Source organism: Pseudonocardia sp. (assembly GCF_029263155.1).
Lineage (GTDB): Bacteria > Actinomycetota > Actinomycetes > Mycobacteriales > Pseudonocardiaceae > Pseudonocardia.
Genome location: NZ_JAJCYB010000028.1, coordinates 1 through 16,716 on the forward strand (window position 1 = coordinate 1; position 16,716 = coordinate 16,716).

The 16,716-nt window shown below is 75.2% G+C and carries 14 protein-coding genes and 1 pseudogene; 5 read left to right on the plus strand and 10 right to left on the minus strand.

The features are described from left to right. Positions 1-169: 169 nt before the first annotated feature. From Q1K26_RS04490 to Q1K26_RS04500, 3 genes are all read right to left on the minus strand, one after another. Positions 170-1,615: a hypothetical protein gene (locus Q1K26_RS04490; protein ID WP_300007878.1), complete on the minus strand. Its 1,446-nt coding sequence runs from the start codon at positions 1,613-1,615 to the stop codon at positions 170-172. Then, positions 1,612-1,956, minus strand: a complete 345-nt coding sequence (locus Q1K26_RS04495; RefSeq protein ID WP_300007879.1) for a hypothetical protein — start codon at positions 1,954-1,956, stop codon at positions 1,612-1,614. Before Q1K26_RS04495 ends, Q1K26_RS04490 begins: the two co-directional genes overlap by 4 nt. Positions 1,957-2,052: 96 nt before the next feature. Then, positions 2,053-2,640 (minus strand): DUF3558 domain-containing protein, encoded by a 588-nt coding sequence (locus Q1K26_RS04500; protein ID WP_300007880.1) that lies wholly within the window; start codon positions 2,638-2,640, stop codon positions 2,053-2,055. A 149-nt stretch (positions 2,641-2,789) separates the two neighbouring features. Between Q1K26_RS04500 and glgB the strand changes: the two are divergent. Then, positions 2,790-4,979 (plus strand): annotated as a pseudogene (gene glgB / locus Q1K26_RS04505) (1,4-alpha-glucan branching protein GlgB); the annotation flags it as partial. Positions 4,980-5,764: 785 nt separating this feature from the next. Here the strand turns inward: glgB and Q1K26_RS04510 are convergent. Continuing rightward, positions 5,765-6,988 (minus strand): glycosyltransferase family 87 protein, encoded by a 1,224-nt coding sequence (locus Q1K26_RS04510; RefSeq protein ID WP_300007881.1) that lies wholly within the window; start codon positions 6,986-6,988, stop codon positions 5,765-5,767. 79 nt (positions 6,989-7,067) lie between these two features. Here Q1K26_RS04510 and Q1K26_RS04515 point away from each other — a divergent pair, with 79 nt between their 5' ends. Then, positions 7,068-8,408: a neutral zinc metallopeptidase gene (locus tag Q1K26_RS04515; protein ID WP_300007882.1), complete on the plus strand. Its 1,341-nt coding sequence runs from the start codon at positions 7,068-7,070 to the stop codon at positions 8,406-8,408. Positions 8,409-8,432: 24 nt separating this feature from the next. Here Q1K26_RS04515 and Q1K26_RS04520 read toward each other — a convergent pair whose 3' ends face one another. After that, positions 8,433-9,353 (minus strand): tetratricopeptide repeat protein, encoded by a 921-nt coding sequence (locus Q1K26_RS04520; protein WP_300007883.1) that lies wholly within the window; start codon positions 9,351-9,353, stop codon positions 8,433-8,435. Positions 9,354-9,476: 123 nt separating this feature from the next. Further along, entirely contained in the window at positions 9,477-10,367 is an 891-nt protein-coding gene (locus Q1K26_RS04525) for a hypothetical protein (protein WP_300007884.1), read from the minus strand. A gap of 225 nt (positions 10,368-10,592) precedes the next feature. Between Q1K26_RS04525 and Q1K26_RS04530 the strand changes: the two genes are divergently transcribed. Then, on the plus strand, positions 10,593-10,886 hold the full coding sequence (locus Q1K26_RS04530) for a hypothetical protein (protein ID WP_300007885.1): 294 nt from the start codon (positions 10,593-10,595) through the stop codon (positions 10,884-10,886). 36 nt (positions 10,887-10,922) lie between these two features. Here Q1K26_RS04530 and Q1K26_RS04535 read toward each other — a convergent pair whose 3' ends face one another. Together Q1K26_RS04535 and Q1K26_RS04540 are read right to left on the minus strand one after the other, a co-directional pair. Next, a complete protein-coding gene (locus tag Q1K26_RS04535) occupies positions 10,923-11,762 on the minus strand; it encodes an alpha/beta hydrolase (RefSeq protein ID WP_300007886.1) in 840 nt (279 codons plus the stop codon). Further along, positions 11,759-12,100 carry a thiamine-binding protein gene (locus Q1K26_RS04540; protein ID WP_300007887.1) on the minus strand — a complete coding sequence of 114 codons (342 nt, stop codon included), beginning with the start codon at positions 12,098-12,100 and terminating at the stop codon, positions 11,759-11,761. Before Q1K26_RS04540 ends, Q1K26_RS04535 begins: the two co-directional genes overlap by 4 nt. Before the next feature lie 90 nt (positions 12,101-12,190). Between Q1K26_RS04540 and Q1K26_RS04545 the strand changes: the two genes are divergently transcribed. Then, on the plus strand, positions 12,191-12,694 hold the full coding sequence (locus tag Q1K26_RS04545) for a MarR family transcriptional regulator (RefSeq protein ID WP_300007888.1): 504 nt from the start codon (positions 12,191-12,193) through the stop codon (positions 12,692-12,694). Between the two features lie 306 nt (positions 12,695-13,000). Next, the gene (locus Q1K26_RS04550; protein ID WP_300007889.1) at positions 13,001-14,311 is read left to right on the plus strand and encodes a hypothetical protein; all 1,311 of its coding nucleotides are present in this window, start codon (positions 13,001-13,003) and stop codon (positions 14,309-14,311) included. A gap of 165 nt (positions 14,312-14,476) precedes the next feature. On the opposite strand, the gene meaB is transcribed toward Q1K26_RS04550, so the two are convergent. Continuing rightward, positions 14,477-15,424: a methylmalonyl Co-A mutase-associated GTPase MeaB gene (gene meaB, locus Q1K26_RS04555; protein WP_300007890.1), complete on the minus strand. Its 948-nt coding sequence runs from the start codon at positions 15,422-15,424 to the stop codon at positions 14,477-14,479. Positions 15,425-15,432: 8 nt separating this feature from the next. Beyond that, positions 15,433-16,620, minus strand: coding sequence for an acetyl-CoA C-acetyltransferase (locus tag Q1K26_RS04560; RefSeq protein WP_300007891.1), 1,188 nt, complete (start codon positions 16,618-16,620; stop codon positions 15,433-15,435). Between the last annotated feature and the right edge of the window lie 96 nt (positions 16,621-16,716).

Consider the following 16,716-nt stretch of genomic DNA (forward strand, 5'->3'; position numbering starts at 1 on the left):
GCCACCACGGCCCCGACCAGCACCCCCGAGCCCTGGAACTCCGCCCACCCGGACGCGACATCCGGGCCCTCGACCTGCGCGCCGACTCCTCAACCGCCCACGAAGATCAACGGTCACCACTGGAGATCATCCCATGAACTAACTGCGGAACCGGGTCTGAGCCACCGGTTCATCGGCGGTCCGTCCCGTCGGCCGCGGGGCCGACGGCGCCGATCACCGGGTCCGTGCAGGGGACGTCCACGTCGAACACACCGGAGTCGTCCACCAGGAACGGCGCCCGCTTCCTGCTCTCACCCTGGCCGCCTGCCGTGCCCCCGCCCATCGGCGGGTAGAAGCCGTGGGCGGTGCCGCCCCGCCCGGCGTCGGCCACCGGCGGGGCGCCGACGGGCCGGGCCTCCGGTCGCGCCATCCCACCGGCTCGCGGTGCGGCGGGCGGCTCGGCCACCCCGCCGGTACCGCCGGGCCCGCCGCCCCGGAGGCCGGCGACCACATCGCGCCAGGTGGGCGCGGCGCCACCACCGGGCGGGGCGACCGGGAAGGCCCCGCGCGAGCCGGTCCCGGGCCACGAGCCCACACCGGGGCCGCTGCGTGGACCGCGCCCGCCTGCGCCCGGCGGAAGGGCGTCCCGGCCCGACACGGGCGACGCTCCCCCGACACCGGGTCCCGTGACCGGCGCCGCGCCGTAGCCGGCCGGGCCACCACGCGACGGCTCCACGGCACGGGACCCGGGAACGCCGGCCGTGGCCGGACCGGCGCCGACGACCGCACCGCCCGACCCGGTTCCGGCCACGGGTGCGCCACCTCCCGCCCCGCCGGCTCCGACCGCTCCGCCCGTCCCGGCACCGCCTCCCGGCCCACCGGTCCCGGTCTGGCCGGCCGGAGCCGATCCGGCCCCACCCGGAGTTCCGCCACCCTCCGGTCCGACACCCGTCGGCGACAGACCCGCCACCACGGGGCCGACCGGCGGCCCGCCTCCGGGAGCCGCGCCCGCCCCGGAGGATGTGTTCGACACCGCGGGTCCCGCGCCGAGGTCCGGCAGGCCGTCCCGCGCGGGGTTCCCCGTCGTTCCGGTGCCGGGAAGCGCCACCTCGACGAGCACCGTCGGCGGGGTGGTCCAGAAGTCGATGATCCGCCGCGTCTCGACCGAGACCCAGTGGTACTGCTCCATCACACGCCGGGCGTCCTCGGCCGCCGCGGCCCGCGCGTCCACCAGCGCCCACTCCCGTTCCGCGTCCCCGGGGTGGGCGGCGACCTCGGCGTCGGCGGCCGCCACCTCCGCCGTGTTCGGCGGCGGCATCAGCGTCCGTAGCTCGCCGGCGGACGCCCGTTGCCCGGCGAGCGCGGCCAGTGTGGTCTGCGCGTCGGTGGTGGCCCCGAGCACCCAGGAGTTGAGCGAGTGCAGCCCGATGCGCGCGGCGTCGCCCCCAGCCCCCTCCCACACCTCGGCGGTGCGTGCGGCCGCCGCATGCATCCGCGCCTCGGCGTCGATGATCACTCTCTCCAGGTCGCGCCACTGGATCTCGGCGATGGTGGACGCCCCCGGGCCGGCGCCGCTGTGCACGGCAGCATGGAGCTCCTCATGGGTCATCTCGCGCCAGTCCCTCGGCGCGCTCACAGCCGGTTCCCGAACAGGGCGCCGGTGTCGGCCTCGTTGCGAGCGTAGTGACGCTCGATCTCCACGAGCCGGTCCCGGATGGTGAGAAGCTGGGACTCGTAGGCAAGGACCGCCCGGAACGCGCCGTCCGGCGCGCGCATGACGCCTTCGTTGTACGCCGTCCACACCGAGTGGCTGGCAGAGTCTCCCAGCCACGGCTCGGGCATGACCGCCTCGTCCTCCATCCGGCGGAGCAGCGGGCTGAGCTCATCGAGAGTGGCATCGATCGCTACCCGCACACCGGGAACTGCGTCCGGGTGCAGGCGCAGCACGGCGGGCGGGTACTGGGTCGGGTCGGGCACGGCTGGCTCCCCTCGGACGGCGATCGGCGCGGAGGCTATCCACATGCCCTCCTGCCACGTGGTGCTTCCGGGAAACTGTTCGCACTCGTGAATCCATCAGCGCAGCCCGAGCAGCGTCGTCATCACCAGGTCCGCGGCCTCGCGGGCCCGCTCGCACAACCGGTTCTGCGGCGCGACGGGGGTGGCGCCGCCGTTGGACACCTGCACGTCGAGCAACTGGCCGGGGGCGACGTCGAGAGCCACGGTGCAGGTGTCGCGCAGCTCCGTCGGTCGAATCTCCAGCGTCGGGAACCCACGCACGTCGGTCGGGGCGACATCCGCCCGGATGCCGGGCTGCAGGAACACCTCGACCCCGGACGTGACCGACAGCTCGATCGCAAGCGCGTAGCTCGGCCTGTCCAGCCGCCGGATCGAGCACAGCTGCGTCACCCCGCCGTAGAGCCCGGACGGGCCGACATCCAGCAGCGGATCCCGGTCCAACCCCAACTCCGCCCGCTGCTCCACCGTCAACAACGTGCACGGGTCCAGACCGTCGAGCCGCACCTCCCGAGGCCGAGGCGGCAACTCGATCACCGGAACCCCCGACACCCCGGTCTCCGGGACCGGCGAGGGCACACCCGCGGTCCCCGCCGTGCAACCGCACAACCCCCCGATCACGAGGCACAGGACCAGCAGTCGACGCACCCGACGACGGTATCGTCCGCGGCCGGTCCCATGGGCCGATTGGCAATCACCCCACCGGCGCAACCCGATCGTTGCCGCCAGGCTCGGCAACGCGGGTAGCGGGGCCATAGGGTGCGCGGGTGGATCGCGAGGAGAACAGGACCCAGACGATCAGCCAGCCGATCGACCCCTGCCCGCCCGACCCGGCCACCGTGGACCGGGTGCTCGGTGGTGCCCATCACGACCCGCACTCGGTGCTCGGCGCCCACCCGCACCCGGACGGCACCGTGGTGCGCGTGCTGCGCCCGCACGCCGACGAGGTGCACGTGGTGCGCAAGGGCGGGGAGGGGTACCCGCTCGTCCGCGTCCACGACGCGGGCCTGTTCTCCGGAGTGGTCCCCGGGGCGGCCGCCGACTACCGGCTGGCCGTGCGCTACGGCGACCGCGTCGACATCGTCGACGACCCCTACCGCTGGCTGCCCACACTCGGCGAGGTGGACCTGCACCTGATCGGGGAAGGCCGCCACGAGCGCCTGTGGGACGTGCTCGGCGCGCACCTGCGCAGCTACGAGACACCCGCGGGGGTCGTCACCGGCACCAGCTTCGCGGTGTGGGCGCCCACCGCGCAGGGCGTGCGCGTCACCGGGGACTTCGACGGCTGGGCCGGCTGGACGCACCCGATGCGGGTACTGGGCAGCGCCGGGGTCTGGGAGCTGTTCGTTCCGGGCATCGAGCCCGGCACGCGCTACAAGTTCCGCGTGCTCGGCCAGGACGGACGGTGGCGGGACAAGGCCGATCCGATGGCGTTCCGCGCCGAGGTCGCCCCGGCCACGGCGTCCGTGGTCGACGTCGCCACCCACGAGTGGGGCGACGACGCGTGGATGTCGGCCCGCGCGCAGCGGCAGGCACACGCCGAACCGATGAGCGTCTACGAGATGCACCTCGGGTCGTGGCGCCAGGGCCTGTCCTACCGGGAGATCGCCGAGCAGCTCGTCGCCTACCTGGACGAGACCGCGTTCACCCACGTCGAGCTGCTGCCGGTGGCCGAGCACCCGTTCGGCGGCTCGTGGGGCTACCAGGTCACCTCCTACTACGCGCCGACGGCGCGGTTCGGCACGCCGGACGACTTCCGCTTCTTCGTCGACCACCTGCACCAGGCGGGGTACGGCGTCATCGTCGACTGGGTGCCCGCGCACTTCCCGCGCGACGAGTGGGCGCTGTCGAGGTTCGACGGCGGCCCGCTCTACGAGCACGCCGATCCCCGCCGCGGCGAGCAGCCCGACTGGGGCACGCTGGTCTTCGACTTCGGGCGCAAGGAGGTGCGCAACTTCCTCGTCGCCAACGCCCTGTACTGGCTGGAGTCCTTCCACATCGACGGCCTGCGCGTCGACGCCGTCGCCTCGATGCTGTACCTGGACTACTCGCGCAAGGACGGGCAGTGGCTGCCCAACATCCACGGCGGTCGCGAGAACCTCGACGCGGTGGCGTTCCTGCAGGAGGTCAACGCCACGGTCTACCGGGAGCACCCCGGCGCCGTGATGATCGCCGAGGAGTCCACGGCGTGGCCGGGCGTCACCCGCCCCACGCACCTGGGCGGCCTCGGCTTCGGGTTCAAGTGGAACATGGGGTGGATGCACGACACGCTCGACTACACCGCCCACGACCCGGTGTACCGCGGCTACCACCACAACCAGATGACGTTCTCGCTGATGTACGCGTTCAGCGAGAACTACGTCCTGCCGATCAGCCACGACGAGGTCGTGCACGGCAAGGGGTCGCTGTGGGAGCGGATGCCCGGCGACCCGTGGAACAAGGCCGCCAACATCCGCGCCCTGCTGGCGTTCATGTGGGCCCACCCGGGCAAGCAGCTGCTGTTCATGGGCAGCGAGTTCGGGCAGACGCGCGAATGGTCCGAGCAGCGCTCGCTGGACTGGGACAGCCTCACCGACCCGCTGCACGGCGGCATCAAGACGATGGTCGGCGACCTCAACCGCGCCTACCGGGCCCACCCGGCACTGTGGACGAAGGACACCACGCCCGAGGGCTTCTCCTGGATCGACGCCAACGACACCGCCGGCAACGTGTTCAGCTTCCTGCGCCACGGCGTCGACCCCGACGGGAAGCCGACGGTGCTCGCCTGCGTCGCCAACTTCTCCGGCAGCGCCCAGGAGGGCTACCGGATCGGCCTCCCGTTCGCCGGGCGCTGGCGCGAGGTGCTCAACACCGACGCCGAGATCTACGGCGGGTCTGGCGTCGGCAACCTCGGCGGGGTGGACGCCGACGAGATGGTGTGGCACGGGCGGCCCGCGTCGGTCGTGCTGCGGCTGCCTCCCGCCGGTGTGCTGTGGCTGGCCCCGGAGCCGTTCGAGGGAGCCGTCCGGCGCCCCCGGGCCGGGGGCGCCGAGCGACCCGCGGGGGGACCGGTGACCGGGGGCGCTCCCGCGGCCACGCCCGTGACGGACGACGACCCGGCCGCCCCGGTGACGGACGGGACCCCGGCCGTGGCACCCGGGCCGCCCCCGGCGACCGACCGGGCACCGGCCGACCCCGCGCCGGCCGAGGCAGCCGAGGCGGCCAAGGCGGCAGCGGGTCCGGTCGGCGCCACCCGGCCCGACCCGGCCGGCTCGCCCGACGAGCCCGCCGACATGGAAGCCACCGCGGTCGAACCCCCAGCGGTCGACACCACCGCGGTCGACACCACCGCGGTTGACACCACCGCGGAGGGATCACCCGCGGGCCCGGCCGCGGCCGGGCCGCCCACGGCGCCGTCGCCGGTCGGGTCGTCGCCGGTCGCGGCGTCCCCGGTCGGGTCGTCGCCGGTTGCGGCGTCCCCGGTCGGGCCGCCCCCCGTCGCGGCGTCCCCCGTCGGGCCGCCCCCCGTCGAGCCCGCCGCGGCGGGTTCCGGCACCGAGCGGGCCGAGGACGAGCCGGCGGACGGCTCGACGCCGCACGGGCCGGATCCGGACGCCTCCGGGCCGGACGCCCGTGAGGCCGACGCATCGATCGCGGAGGCCGGGCCGGACAGGGGCGCACCGGCCACCGACCCGATGGTGGTCGACGTCGTCCGCGGGGAGACCGTCGTCGCCGACCGCGCATCGCCGGACGCGGCACCCGATCCCGAACCGGCGGGCCGCCACGCGCTGGTTCAGCAGGTCGGGGATACCGACGTCGACGGGGGCCGGGTGGTCACCCCGGGCTCGGGGTCGTCGGCGGTGCCGTCCGGCGGCTGGGGCGACCGCACCGCGGACCGCAGCAACGACACCCAGTAGGCCACCAGGATCGCGCAGTGCAGGGACTGCCCGACGTCCGTCCACCAACCGGCGTCGGGCGGCCACATCGCGTTCCACGACACCGGTATCACCGCCACCGCCAGCAGCGCCGCCGCGAGCGCCCGGCGGCCGCCGGCCAGGAGCAGCAGCACGCCCGGCACGAGGATGAGCAGGTAGTTGTGCCACGCGATCGGTGAGAACAGCAGCCCGGCGGCGACCACCGCCCACGGGGCGGTCCCCGCCGGGTCCACGCGGTCGCGGTGGCGGCCGAGCCACGCGAGCGTGCCGACCAGCACCGCGAGCCCGGCGACGAACCCGAGCATCGGTGCCACCCCGAGGCGCATCGCGAGACCCGGCAACGAGGCGTTGTCGACGGTGTCGGGAACGCCCTCGGTCAGCGCGATCGTCATCCACTGGATCGCGCTGCTCGGGCCGGCGACGAGCACCCCCACCAGCGTGGCCACCGCCGCCGAGACGAGGCCCGCGCGCAGCGGCACCATCCGCCGCTGCACGGCGGGAAGCAGCAGCAACGGCGCGAGCGACGGCTTGAGCGCCACGGTGATCCCGACGCAGGCGGCGGCGAGCACCGGCCGGCCCCGGCGCTCGGCGAGCCAGCCGGCGACCAGCCCGACGAGCAGCAGCGGGTAGATCTGGCCCAGCACCAGCGTGCCGTGCAGGGGCGACGAGGCCAGCACCGCCAGCACGACCGCCACCGTCGTCCCGGCCGCCAGCCGCAGCTCCCGCGCCACCGCCAGCACCGCTCCCACGACGAGCAGCAGCGTCAGGCCGACGAAGATCCGGTAGGCGGTCAGCGCGTCGAGGGCCGCGAACGGCGCCAGCAGCACGGTGAGCAGGGGCGGGTTGAGGTTCGTCAGCTTCGCCGGTGTCTCGTAGATGTCCCCACCCTGGGTGAGCGCGGCGGCGGAGTGCCAGAACGTGTCGAAGTCGACGTGCAGGTCGCGCATGTCGGTCAGCGGCACCAGCGTGACGAGGGCATCGGGGTGTCGGAGGTGCAACAGCACCGTGGTCGCGAGCGACGCCAGCACCACGACGACGGCGACACCGGTCCGGACCGGGGAGGGCACGCGCAGGTCGGGCACGGGGATCGACGGTATCCGGCAGCACCCCGGCGGGCCGCACCGCTCCCCCGACGGGCGGGTTCGCGCCATGATGGACCGCGTGCGTGTCCTGACCGCCCTGCTCGTGGCACTGACGGTGCTCTCGTCGGGGTGCACGCAGGTGGTGCCCGGCATCGGGGTGGCCGCCGGCCCCCCGGACCCGTCCGTGCCCGTCGACGTCGCATCGCCGGGTGATGCCGGGGCCGCCGCCGAGGCCGCGATCACCGCCGTACAGGACTTCTGGCGGGCCGAGTTCCCCGCGCTCGGTGGGCAGTGGACCGACGTCGCCACCTTCGCCGGGATCTCGCCCGCGGCCGCGGACCCGCCACCGTGCGTCGAGCGGGCCGCGGACGTCGCCGACCAGGCGTACTACTGCCCCTCCGCCGACGCCGTCGTCTGGGACGCCGACGGTCTCGTCCCGGCCCTGTTCGACGAGTTCGGGCACGTCGGCGTGCTGGTCGTGCTCGCCCACGAGATCGGCCACGCGGTGCAGTCGCGGCTGGGCATCGACTCCGCGCAGGCCCGCGACCCGCAGCGGTACCCGACGATCCTGCTGGAGGCGATGGCCGACTGCTACACCGGCGTCGCCCTGCGCGGACTGGCGGACCGGCCGGTGGCCGGGCTGCCCGTCGGGCCGGTGGAGCGCGACGCCGCGCTGCGCACGCTCGTCGGGTTCCGCGACCCGCTCGGTGTGGCCGCCGGTGACGAGGGGGCGCACGGCAACGCGTTCGACCGGCTCTCGGCGTTCCAGGCGGGGTACGAGGGAGGGTCCGGGCGCTGCGCCGCGATGACGGTGCCGGAGCGCGGGTTCACCCAGGTGCGGTTCGGGTCCGCCGACGATCTGGCCCGCGCCGGCGACCTGCCGCTGCGCGACCTGCTCACCGCGGTCGAGCGTGACGCGCGGGCCTGGGCCACCGAGCTGGCGTCCGCGAGGGCACCCGGCTGGAACGCCCCGCCGCTGACGGTCGACGTCTGCCCCGACGCCGCCGCGCAGGGCCCGGCGCGGCTGTGCCTGGGCCCCTCCGGGCCGGCCGGCGTCGACGTCGAGATCGCGGAGCTCACCCCGCTGCACCGGGAGCTGGGCGACTTCGCTGGGGCCACCCTGCTGTCGGGCCGCTACGCCCTCGCCGCGCTGGCCGCCACCGGAACCGCGGTGGAGGGCGCCGGCGCCGGGCACGCGGCGGTCTGCCTGGCCGGTGCGTACGCCGGGCGACTGCTCCTCGCCCCGGACGGGTTCCGGCTCTCGCCCGGCGACCTCGACGAGGCCGTGCAGGTGCTGCTGACCGACGACACGGCCGCCCGTGACGTGCTCGGCCGTTCCGATCCCGCCGAGCGGGGCTACGAGCGGGTGGCCCGCTACGAGGTGGGTCTGCGCGGCGGGCCCGCCGCCTGTGCGGTGTGACGCGGGAGGCCGGGATCCGTCGGTTCAGAACAGCACGCGGGCGAGCGCCCGGCGGGCAGCGGTGACCCGCGCGTCGTCCGCCGCGAACAGCTCGAACAACCCGACCAGGTGCTCGCGCACGCGGTCGCGGTCGTCGCCAGCAGTGCGGCCGACCGTGCTGACCAGCCGCGAGAACGCGGCCTCGACGCCGTCCATGGCGATCTCGGCGTCGGCCGCGGCCAGCTGGGCGTCCACGTCGTCGGGCGCGGCGTCGGCCTTCGCGACGGCGTCCGGGTCGACGGCCTCGGCACGGGCGAGGAACCGCACCTGGGCGAGTGCGGCGACCGCCTGCTCGTTGGCCGGCTCGACGTTGAGGATCTCCCGGTAGGCGGCCTCGGCCGCCGCGTAGTCGCCCTGTTCGAGGGCGTCCTCGGCGGCGGTGAAGCGCGGATCCTCCGGCTCCTCGACGGGTTCGGCCGGGGCGCCGCCGCGGGCCGCGGCCTCGGCCTGGGCGACCGCGGGCATCCGGTCGCGGACGGCGTCGAGCAGCGCTGCGATCCACTCACGCACCTGGGGCTCGGGCTGCGCACCGCTGAACGCGTCGACGGGCTGTCCGCCGGCCACCGCCACCACCATCGGGATGGACTGGGCCCCGAACGCCTGGGCGATGCGCGGGTTGGCGTCGACGTCGACCTTGGCCAGGATCCAGGCCCCGCCCGCGGCGTGGGCCAGGCGTTCCAGCACCGGCGAGAGCTGTTTGCAGGGCCCGCACCACTCCGCCCACAGGTCCACGAGCACCGGCACCTGCAGGGACCGTTCCAGCACGTCGGCCTGGAAGCTCGCCTCCGAGACGTCGACGACGAACGCGCCGCCCGCGGGCTGCCCGCCGGGGGGCGGCGGCGGGGCGGGCCGGTTCGCGGCCTCGGACCGCGCCTTCAGGGCCGAGAGGTCGATCGCGCCTGCCATCTTCGACGACAGGGCCGCGGTCTGGGCTGCTTGACGTGGGTCTGGGCGTGACACGACGACCATCCTGGCACGGCGGACCCGGTCCCGGCGCCCGGCCCGGGTCGATCGACGCCGGGGGCCGGATCAGGCGCGGGTCGGGAGCAGCTTCAGACCCATCGGATTGGCGGTCAGGAAGCCGTCACCCGCCACGATCGCCGCCACCAGAGGTTCCACCAGGTGCACCAGGCGCTCGGCCCGCTCGTCTCCGACCGCGGCCCACGGCACGTCGGCCAGCGCGTCGGTGTGGGTCTCCACCTCCTCGCGCATCGCCCGACCCGCGACCGTCGGCCGCCCGGCGGCGTCGAGGAGGTCGCGCCCGGCGAGGCGGGCCGACGCGTCGTCCCACTCCTGCTCCGACCATCCTCTGCGCTGTCGCAGCCACGGCCCGTCGAGGTCCTCGGCTGCGGCGAAGAGGACCAGTGCCTCCACCGGGTCCAGGCCCGCGGTGAGCAGCGCGGCGACGTGCCCGTCGCCGCGGTGTTCGCGCAGCACCGTCTGGGCCTGCCAGAGCACGAGGTGCGGGGCATCGGGCCACGGGAGCGCCGCGTTGGCCGCGGCGAGCGCACGCCCGGCGGTGGGCGCCGCGAGCGCGGCGACCCGGGCGATCTCGGCGGCCTCGACGACACCCGGACCGGCGAGCAGATCGGTCCCCGCGAGCCGGCGCAGGGCCGCGTCGACCGCCGTCAGCCGGACGTCGAGGAAGGTCTGCGGGGAGGCCACCCCCCACACGTCCGGCACCGCGCGGGCGACCAGGCCGGGGGCGAAGTTGTAGAACAGCGCGGTGACGAGCTCGGGCGGGGCCGCCCCGAGCGGCGCCGCCCGCTGCGCGAAGTAGCTCATCCAGTATCCGCGGGTGCCCAGCGCGTCACACGCCGCCTTGGGCTCGGCGGCGAAGTAGGTGACGGCGTGCACGGGCTCGAGCGCCCGCCACATCCGTCGCGCCCGGTGTCCGTGCTGATCAGCCTTGCCGGTCATGCGTACCTCCCTGTCGTGACGCACCGGAGGGCATCACCCGATCCGGTCATTTCAGCTGACCCTCCGTGACCACTGTCGGCCGCAGCCGGTCGATTCGATCACCGTTCCGGCCGAGCACCACAGCGCAGGGGCACTCGTTGAGGATGTGTGAGTGACACAGGTGTCGCTCTCCGTAGACAATCGCCGGCCGCCTCGCGCGGCTTCCCGCACCCGGAGGACCCTGCCATGAGCACCGACAAGAACGTCGCCGACCGCCTGCTCGACGAGGCCCGCTCCAAGGCCGCCCGCTCCGACAGCCCGACCATCGGCAAGATCGCGCTGATCATCGGGGTGGTGGCCGTGCTCGTCAGCCCGATCTCGATCCTCGGATGGGTGTTCGGTGCCGCCGCCATCGGCGTGGGCGTGGCCGCTGTGCGCCGCCCCCTGGTGGCCAGGCAGGCGCAGATCGCGATGGCGCTCGGGACGGCGGCGATCCTGATCGGCGTCTTCTTCTTCACGCTCAACATCGCGCGGGGCTGACCCCGCCCCCTCCGCATCCCCATCCGGGCCGCACCGTCACTGCTCGCCGCCGGCCGAACGGTCGGCGGCGTAGGCGTCCGGCACGCTCGCGATCAACCCGTCGATCATCACCCCGTCGATCACCTCGACCAGTTCGTCGGGCCGGGTCAGCATCGGGAAATGGCCCCCGGGCAGCTCCACGACCTCGGACCCCGGCACCACCCCGGCCGCCGATCGCGCCCACCCCGCGTCGACGACCCGGTCCTCGGCGCAGATCACCCGTACCGTGCGCACCGGTGGCCAGGCCCGCAGTGGCGTGACCTCACGACTGATCGCCCACCCCTGCCGCCGCAGACGGGCCACCGCGGCGTCGACCTCCGCGACCGAGGACTCCGCCGCAACCCCGGCGTAGAGCCCGGCCGCAGCCGCATCCGGCGGCCACGACGTGGTGCCGTCGTCGTGGCGGACCTGCCCGCGACCGAACCCCGGCGCCATCGGGCTCGGCTGCGCCCGCGCCTGCTGCGCCCACGAAGTCCCGGGCCTCGGCACCAGCGCCGCCACCAGCACCAGCGCCGCGACCCGCTCCGGCCCGAGCACTTCCGCCGCCACCGGCACCGTGAGCCCGCCGAGGGAGTGCCCGACGAGCACCACCCGCTCGCCGGGCCCGAGGGGCTGCGCCGCCCGGACCACCGTGTCGGCGTACTGCCGACCCGCCGCCTCCGGCCGCTCGGACGGCAGGTCCACGACGCGCACCTCGTGGCCGCGCCGCTCCAGCCGTTCGACCACCGGGGCCCAACACGTCCCGTCGTGCCACGCCCCGTGCACCAGCACGATGCGGACCGGGCCGGCGCCCCCCGCTCCCGCCACGACCGGCGCCGAACCGGCGACCCCGGTCACGCCGAGGGTGCCGGGGGTGTGCCCAGCGCGTGCTCCACCCGCTCGACCTTCGCGGTGAGCTGCCCGGAGTGACCGGGCCGGATGTCGGCCTTGAGGACCAGGCTGACCCGCGGCGCGCGGGCCTGCACCGCCTCGACCGCCGCCTTGATCACCGCCATCCCCTCGTCCCATGTCTCGGACTCGATGGTGGTGAACATGGCGGTGGTCTCGTTGGGCAGGCCGGACTCACGGACCACCCGGACCGCGTCGGCGACGATGTCACCGACGCCGTCGGGGCCCGAGCCCGCGGAGTCCGGTCCGGTGACCCCCGCGGGGGCGATGCTGAAGGCGAAGAGCATGGTCGCCAGCGTGCCTCACGGCGCACCCCCGGCGCGAGGTCCCGATGACCGGGACGGCCGCGGGACCGCACACTGCTAGCGTCGCCCGTCATGGCCTCCCGCGATCCGCTGCCGTTCGATCCGATCATGCGGGCCGCGGAACTGTGGGACGAGCGGATCGGCCCGGCACGCACGATGGCCGCCGTGACCAGCGTGATGCGCGTGCAGCAGATCCTGCTCTCGGCCGTGGACGGCGCGCTGCGCCCGCACGGGTTGACCTTCGCCCGGTACGAGGCACTGGTCCTGCTCACCTTCGCCCGCAGCGGCCGGCTGCCCATGCGGGTGATGGGCGAGCGGCTGCAGCTGCACCCGACGAGCGTGACCAACATCGTGGACCGCCTGCAGGCCGACGGGCTGGCCCGGCGCGTGCCGCACCCCACCGACCGGCGGGCGACGCTGGTGGAGATCACCCCGACCGGGTCGGCGCTGCGCGAGCAGGCGACCGCGTCGGTGATGGCGATCGACTTCGGTCTCGCCGGGCTGAGCCCCGATGAGGAGACCCAGCTCACCACGCTGCTCGGCCAGGTGCGCCGGGCCGCGGGCGACTTCACCTGAGCCGCGCGCCCGGGAGGGGCGCTCACGACGACCCCTCGGACCGGGGTGGCCCGTCCCCGTCGGGTTCGTCCTTCGGTCGGCCCGGCCACACCTGCATGGTGCGCGACCGGCGCGACGCGCGCGCCGAGCGCCGACGGCGCCGCCGCCTCCCCGCGTAGAAGCCGGTGACGGCGCCCCCTGCCGATCCCGCCACCACGCACACCGAGCACGTCGTCAGATCCACGACCGATCCCTTCCCCGAGTGTGTTGACGACTGGTTGCGTCAACAGCGTTGACAGTACGACGGGGGTCCGACACTCTGGCGCCGTGAACCGACGACCCGAGCGCGCGGCCCTGCGGACGGCCCGCACCGAGCGCGCGTGGTCCCAGACGGCCGCCGCTCGGGAGCTGCGTGCGCTCGCGCGCGCACGCGACGGTCCGGAGGCCACCGCGGCGAGCCTCAAGACCCAGCTGTCGCGCTGGGAGAACGGTCACGCCGTTCCCGAGCCGGAGTACCGGGTCCTGCTCGCCGAGCTCTACGGCCGCACGCCCGAGCAGCTCGGGTTGCTTCCGGAGCCCGAGCACGCGTCCACCGCGACCGAACGGGTGCGAGCCCGGCTCGCCGCCGCGGCCGCCGTCGACAACCAGGTGGTGGCCCTGTGGACCGAACAACTCACCCTCGCGCAGCGGCTCGACGACGAGCTGGGTGCCACGGGAGCCGGGGAGCTGGTCCGCGTCCAGGTCGGTCTACTGCAGCGCACGCTGGAGCACACCCTGTCCTCGGACGCTCGGGCCACCGTCGCCGGTGTGCTGACCGGAGCGGCCGCGCTCGCCGGCCGGCAGGCCCTCGACCAGGGAGACCCCGAAGAGGCGTGGCAGCAGTACGGCGCGGCCCGCGCGGCCGCGCAGGAGGCGGGATCGCCCGGGGCACTCGTCCGAGCCCTCGCCGGCCAGGCCGAGGTGCTGCGGGAGATCGGAGAGGCCGCCGAGGCCGTCGGGCTGCTCGAGCACGCCGCATCCGACGGCCCGCCCGCGGCCCGGGTACGGCTGGCGGCCGCCCGCGGCGCGGCGTACGCCGCGGCAGGCGACGCCGCCGGCGCGCAACGAGAGTTCGACCGCGCCGCGCGCGCCCTGGCGACCGGCGGGCTCGCCGGTACCCGGCCCGATCCGGGCCGGGCCGACCGGGGCCGGCCCGACCGGCAACAACCCGACCGGGGTGCGCCCGACCCACCCCACCCCCCCGACCGGCCCTCGCCGGACCCGCGCCCTCCCGGTCAGCCCCGGGCCGACCAGCCGCCACCCGAACTGCGCCCACCCGACCTCGGCTGGGCCGAGGCACGGATCGAGCTGGCCGACCTGCACCGCTGGCACGGCCACGCCCTGGCCGCGCTGCACGACCCGGCCGCCGTGCCGCCGCTGGAGAGCGCGCTCGCCGCCGCGCCCCGCGCCGCGCGACACCGCGCGGCCCTGCACGCCGACCTCGCGGTCAGCCTCGCCACCGTGGGCCGGAGCGACGAGGCCGCCGAGCACGCCGGAGCGGCACGCCGGTTGGCCGAGCGGATCGGCTCGCAGCGCATCGCCGCCCGCCTGGCATCCAGCGGGTTCCCGCGGCAGGTGGGGGGCATCCTGGGCCGGTGACCCCCACCGCGTGCGGGCCCGATCGTCCGCGAGACGGCCACCCCCACGCGGGCGACGGACGTTCCGCGACCGGGTCTCGCGCGCAGAACCGGGTCTCGCGCGGCGCCGGCGGCGCGCACATCGACAATCGGCGCGCGAAGCACGCTCGGCCCCACGGCGCCGGGCTCAGCCCGCGCCGCGTGCAAGCTCCTCGGCCGCGGCGTAGGGGTCCAGCTCGCCCGCCACCACCCGCTTCGCGAGCGACACCAGGCCGGTGGCGCCCCGGACGTCGGCGAGGCGCGCCCGCACCCGCTCCAGCGCGATGGCCTCGATCTCCGACTCCGCGCGGGCGATCCGGCGCCGTTCGCGCTCCCCGCTCGCGTCGAGATGCGCGCGGTGCGCGTCGAGGGCGGCCACCAGCTCCTCGACGCCCTCCCCGCGGGCGGCCACCGTCGACACCACCGGAGGGGTCCAGGAACCCGCGTCGCCCAGCGACATCATGTGCTTGAGGTCCCGTGCGGTCTGTGCGGCGCCATCGCGATCGGCCTTGTTGACGACGAACACGTCGGCCACCTCGAGGATGCCGGCCTTCGCCGCCTGGACCCCGTCGCCCATGCCCGGCGCGAGCAGGACGACGGTGGTGTCAGCCAGGGCCACCACCTCCACCTCGGACTGGCCCACACCGACGGTCTCGACCAGCACCACGTCGCAGCCCGCGGCGTCGAGCACGCGCAGGGCCTGCGGGGTGGCCCGGGCCAGCCCGCCGAGCCTGCCCCGGGTGGCCATGGACCGGATGAACACGCCGTCGTCGGTGGCGTGCTGCCCCATCCGCACCCGGTCGCCGAGCAGGGCCCCGCCCGAGAACGGGGACGACGGGTCGACCGCCAGCACCCCGACGCGGCGGCCCTGCGCCCGCAGGGCCGTGACCAGCACGGACGTGGAGGTCGACTTGCCGACGCCGGGGGGCCCGGTCAGCCCGACGACATGCGCGTGCCCGGTGTGCGGCGCCAGCGCAGCCGTCACCGCCGGCAGCTCGGAACCGCCGTTCTCGACCAGCGAGATCAACCGGGCCACCGCGCGGTGCTCCCCGCGGCGGGCCCGCTCGACGAGATCGGGGACGTCGACCGGGGGCACGTCGCGGATCAGGCGGGGACGCGCAGGATCAGCGCGTCGCCCTGGCCACCGCCGCCGCACAGCGCCGCGGCGCCGACACCGCCGCCGCGGCGCTTGAGCTCCAGCGCGAGGTGCAGCGCGAGCCGGGCACCGGACGCCCCGATCGGGTGACCGAGCGCGATGGCGCCGCCGTTCGGGTTGACCTTCTCCGGGTCGACGCCCAGCTTGCGGGTGGACACGACACCGACCGCCGCGAACGCCTCGTTGATCTCGATGACGTCCAGGTCGGTGGGCTCGATGCCCTCCTTGCGGCAGGCCGCGACGATGGCGTTGGCGGGCTGCTCGTGCAGGCTGGAGTCGTCCGGACCGGCCACCATGCCCTGGGCGCCGATCTCGGCGAGCCAGCTCAGGCCCAGCTCGTCGGCCTTGGCCCGGCTCATCACGACGACGGCCGTGGCGCCGTCGGAGATCGGGGAGGACGAGCCCGCGGTGATCGTGCCGTCGGCGGAGAACGCGGGGCGCAGCGTGCCCAGGCCCTCGGCGGTGGTCTCCGGTCGGATGCCCTCGTCGGCGTCGACGACCAGGGGGTCGCCCTTGCGCTGGGGCACCTGCACCGGGGTGATCTCGTCACCGAACAGCCCGCTCTGGACCGCCCGCCCGGCCCGCTGGTGCGACTGCGCCGCGAACTCGTCCTGGTCGGCGCGGCTGATCTCGTAGCGGGAGTTGTGCTTCTCCGTCGACGCGCCCATGGAGACCTGGTCGTAGGAGTCGTAGAGGCCGTCGTGGGCCATGTGGTCGAGCATCGTGACGTCGCCGTACTTGAAGCCGGCGCGCGACTTGGCCAGCAGGTGCGGGGCCTGCGTCATGGACTCCTGGCCACCGGCCACGATGATGTCGCACTCGCCCGCACGGATGAGCTGGTCGGCGAGCGCGATGGCGTTGAGCCCGGACAGACATACCTTGTTGATGGTGAGCGCGGGCACCTCCATGCCGATGCCGGCCGCCGATGCGGCCTGCCGCGCCGGGATCTGTCCCGCGCCCGCGGTGAGGACCTGGCCCATGATCACGTACTGCACCTGCTCGGGGCCGACGCCGGCGCGCTCCAGTGCGGCCTTGATCGCGATGCCCCCGAGCTGGGCGCCGGTGAAGTCCTTGAGCTGGCCGAGCAACCGTCCCATCGGCGTGCGAGCTCCAGCGACGATGACGGATCCGGACATCGAGTGCCTCCAGCGGCGGTGGGAAGAGGGTCTGGCCGAACATACCCGCCGACGGTCCACCCGGTCGGGGTGACACCGCGCACAACCGCACGTCAG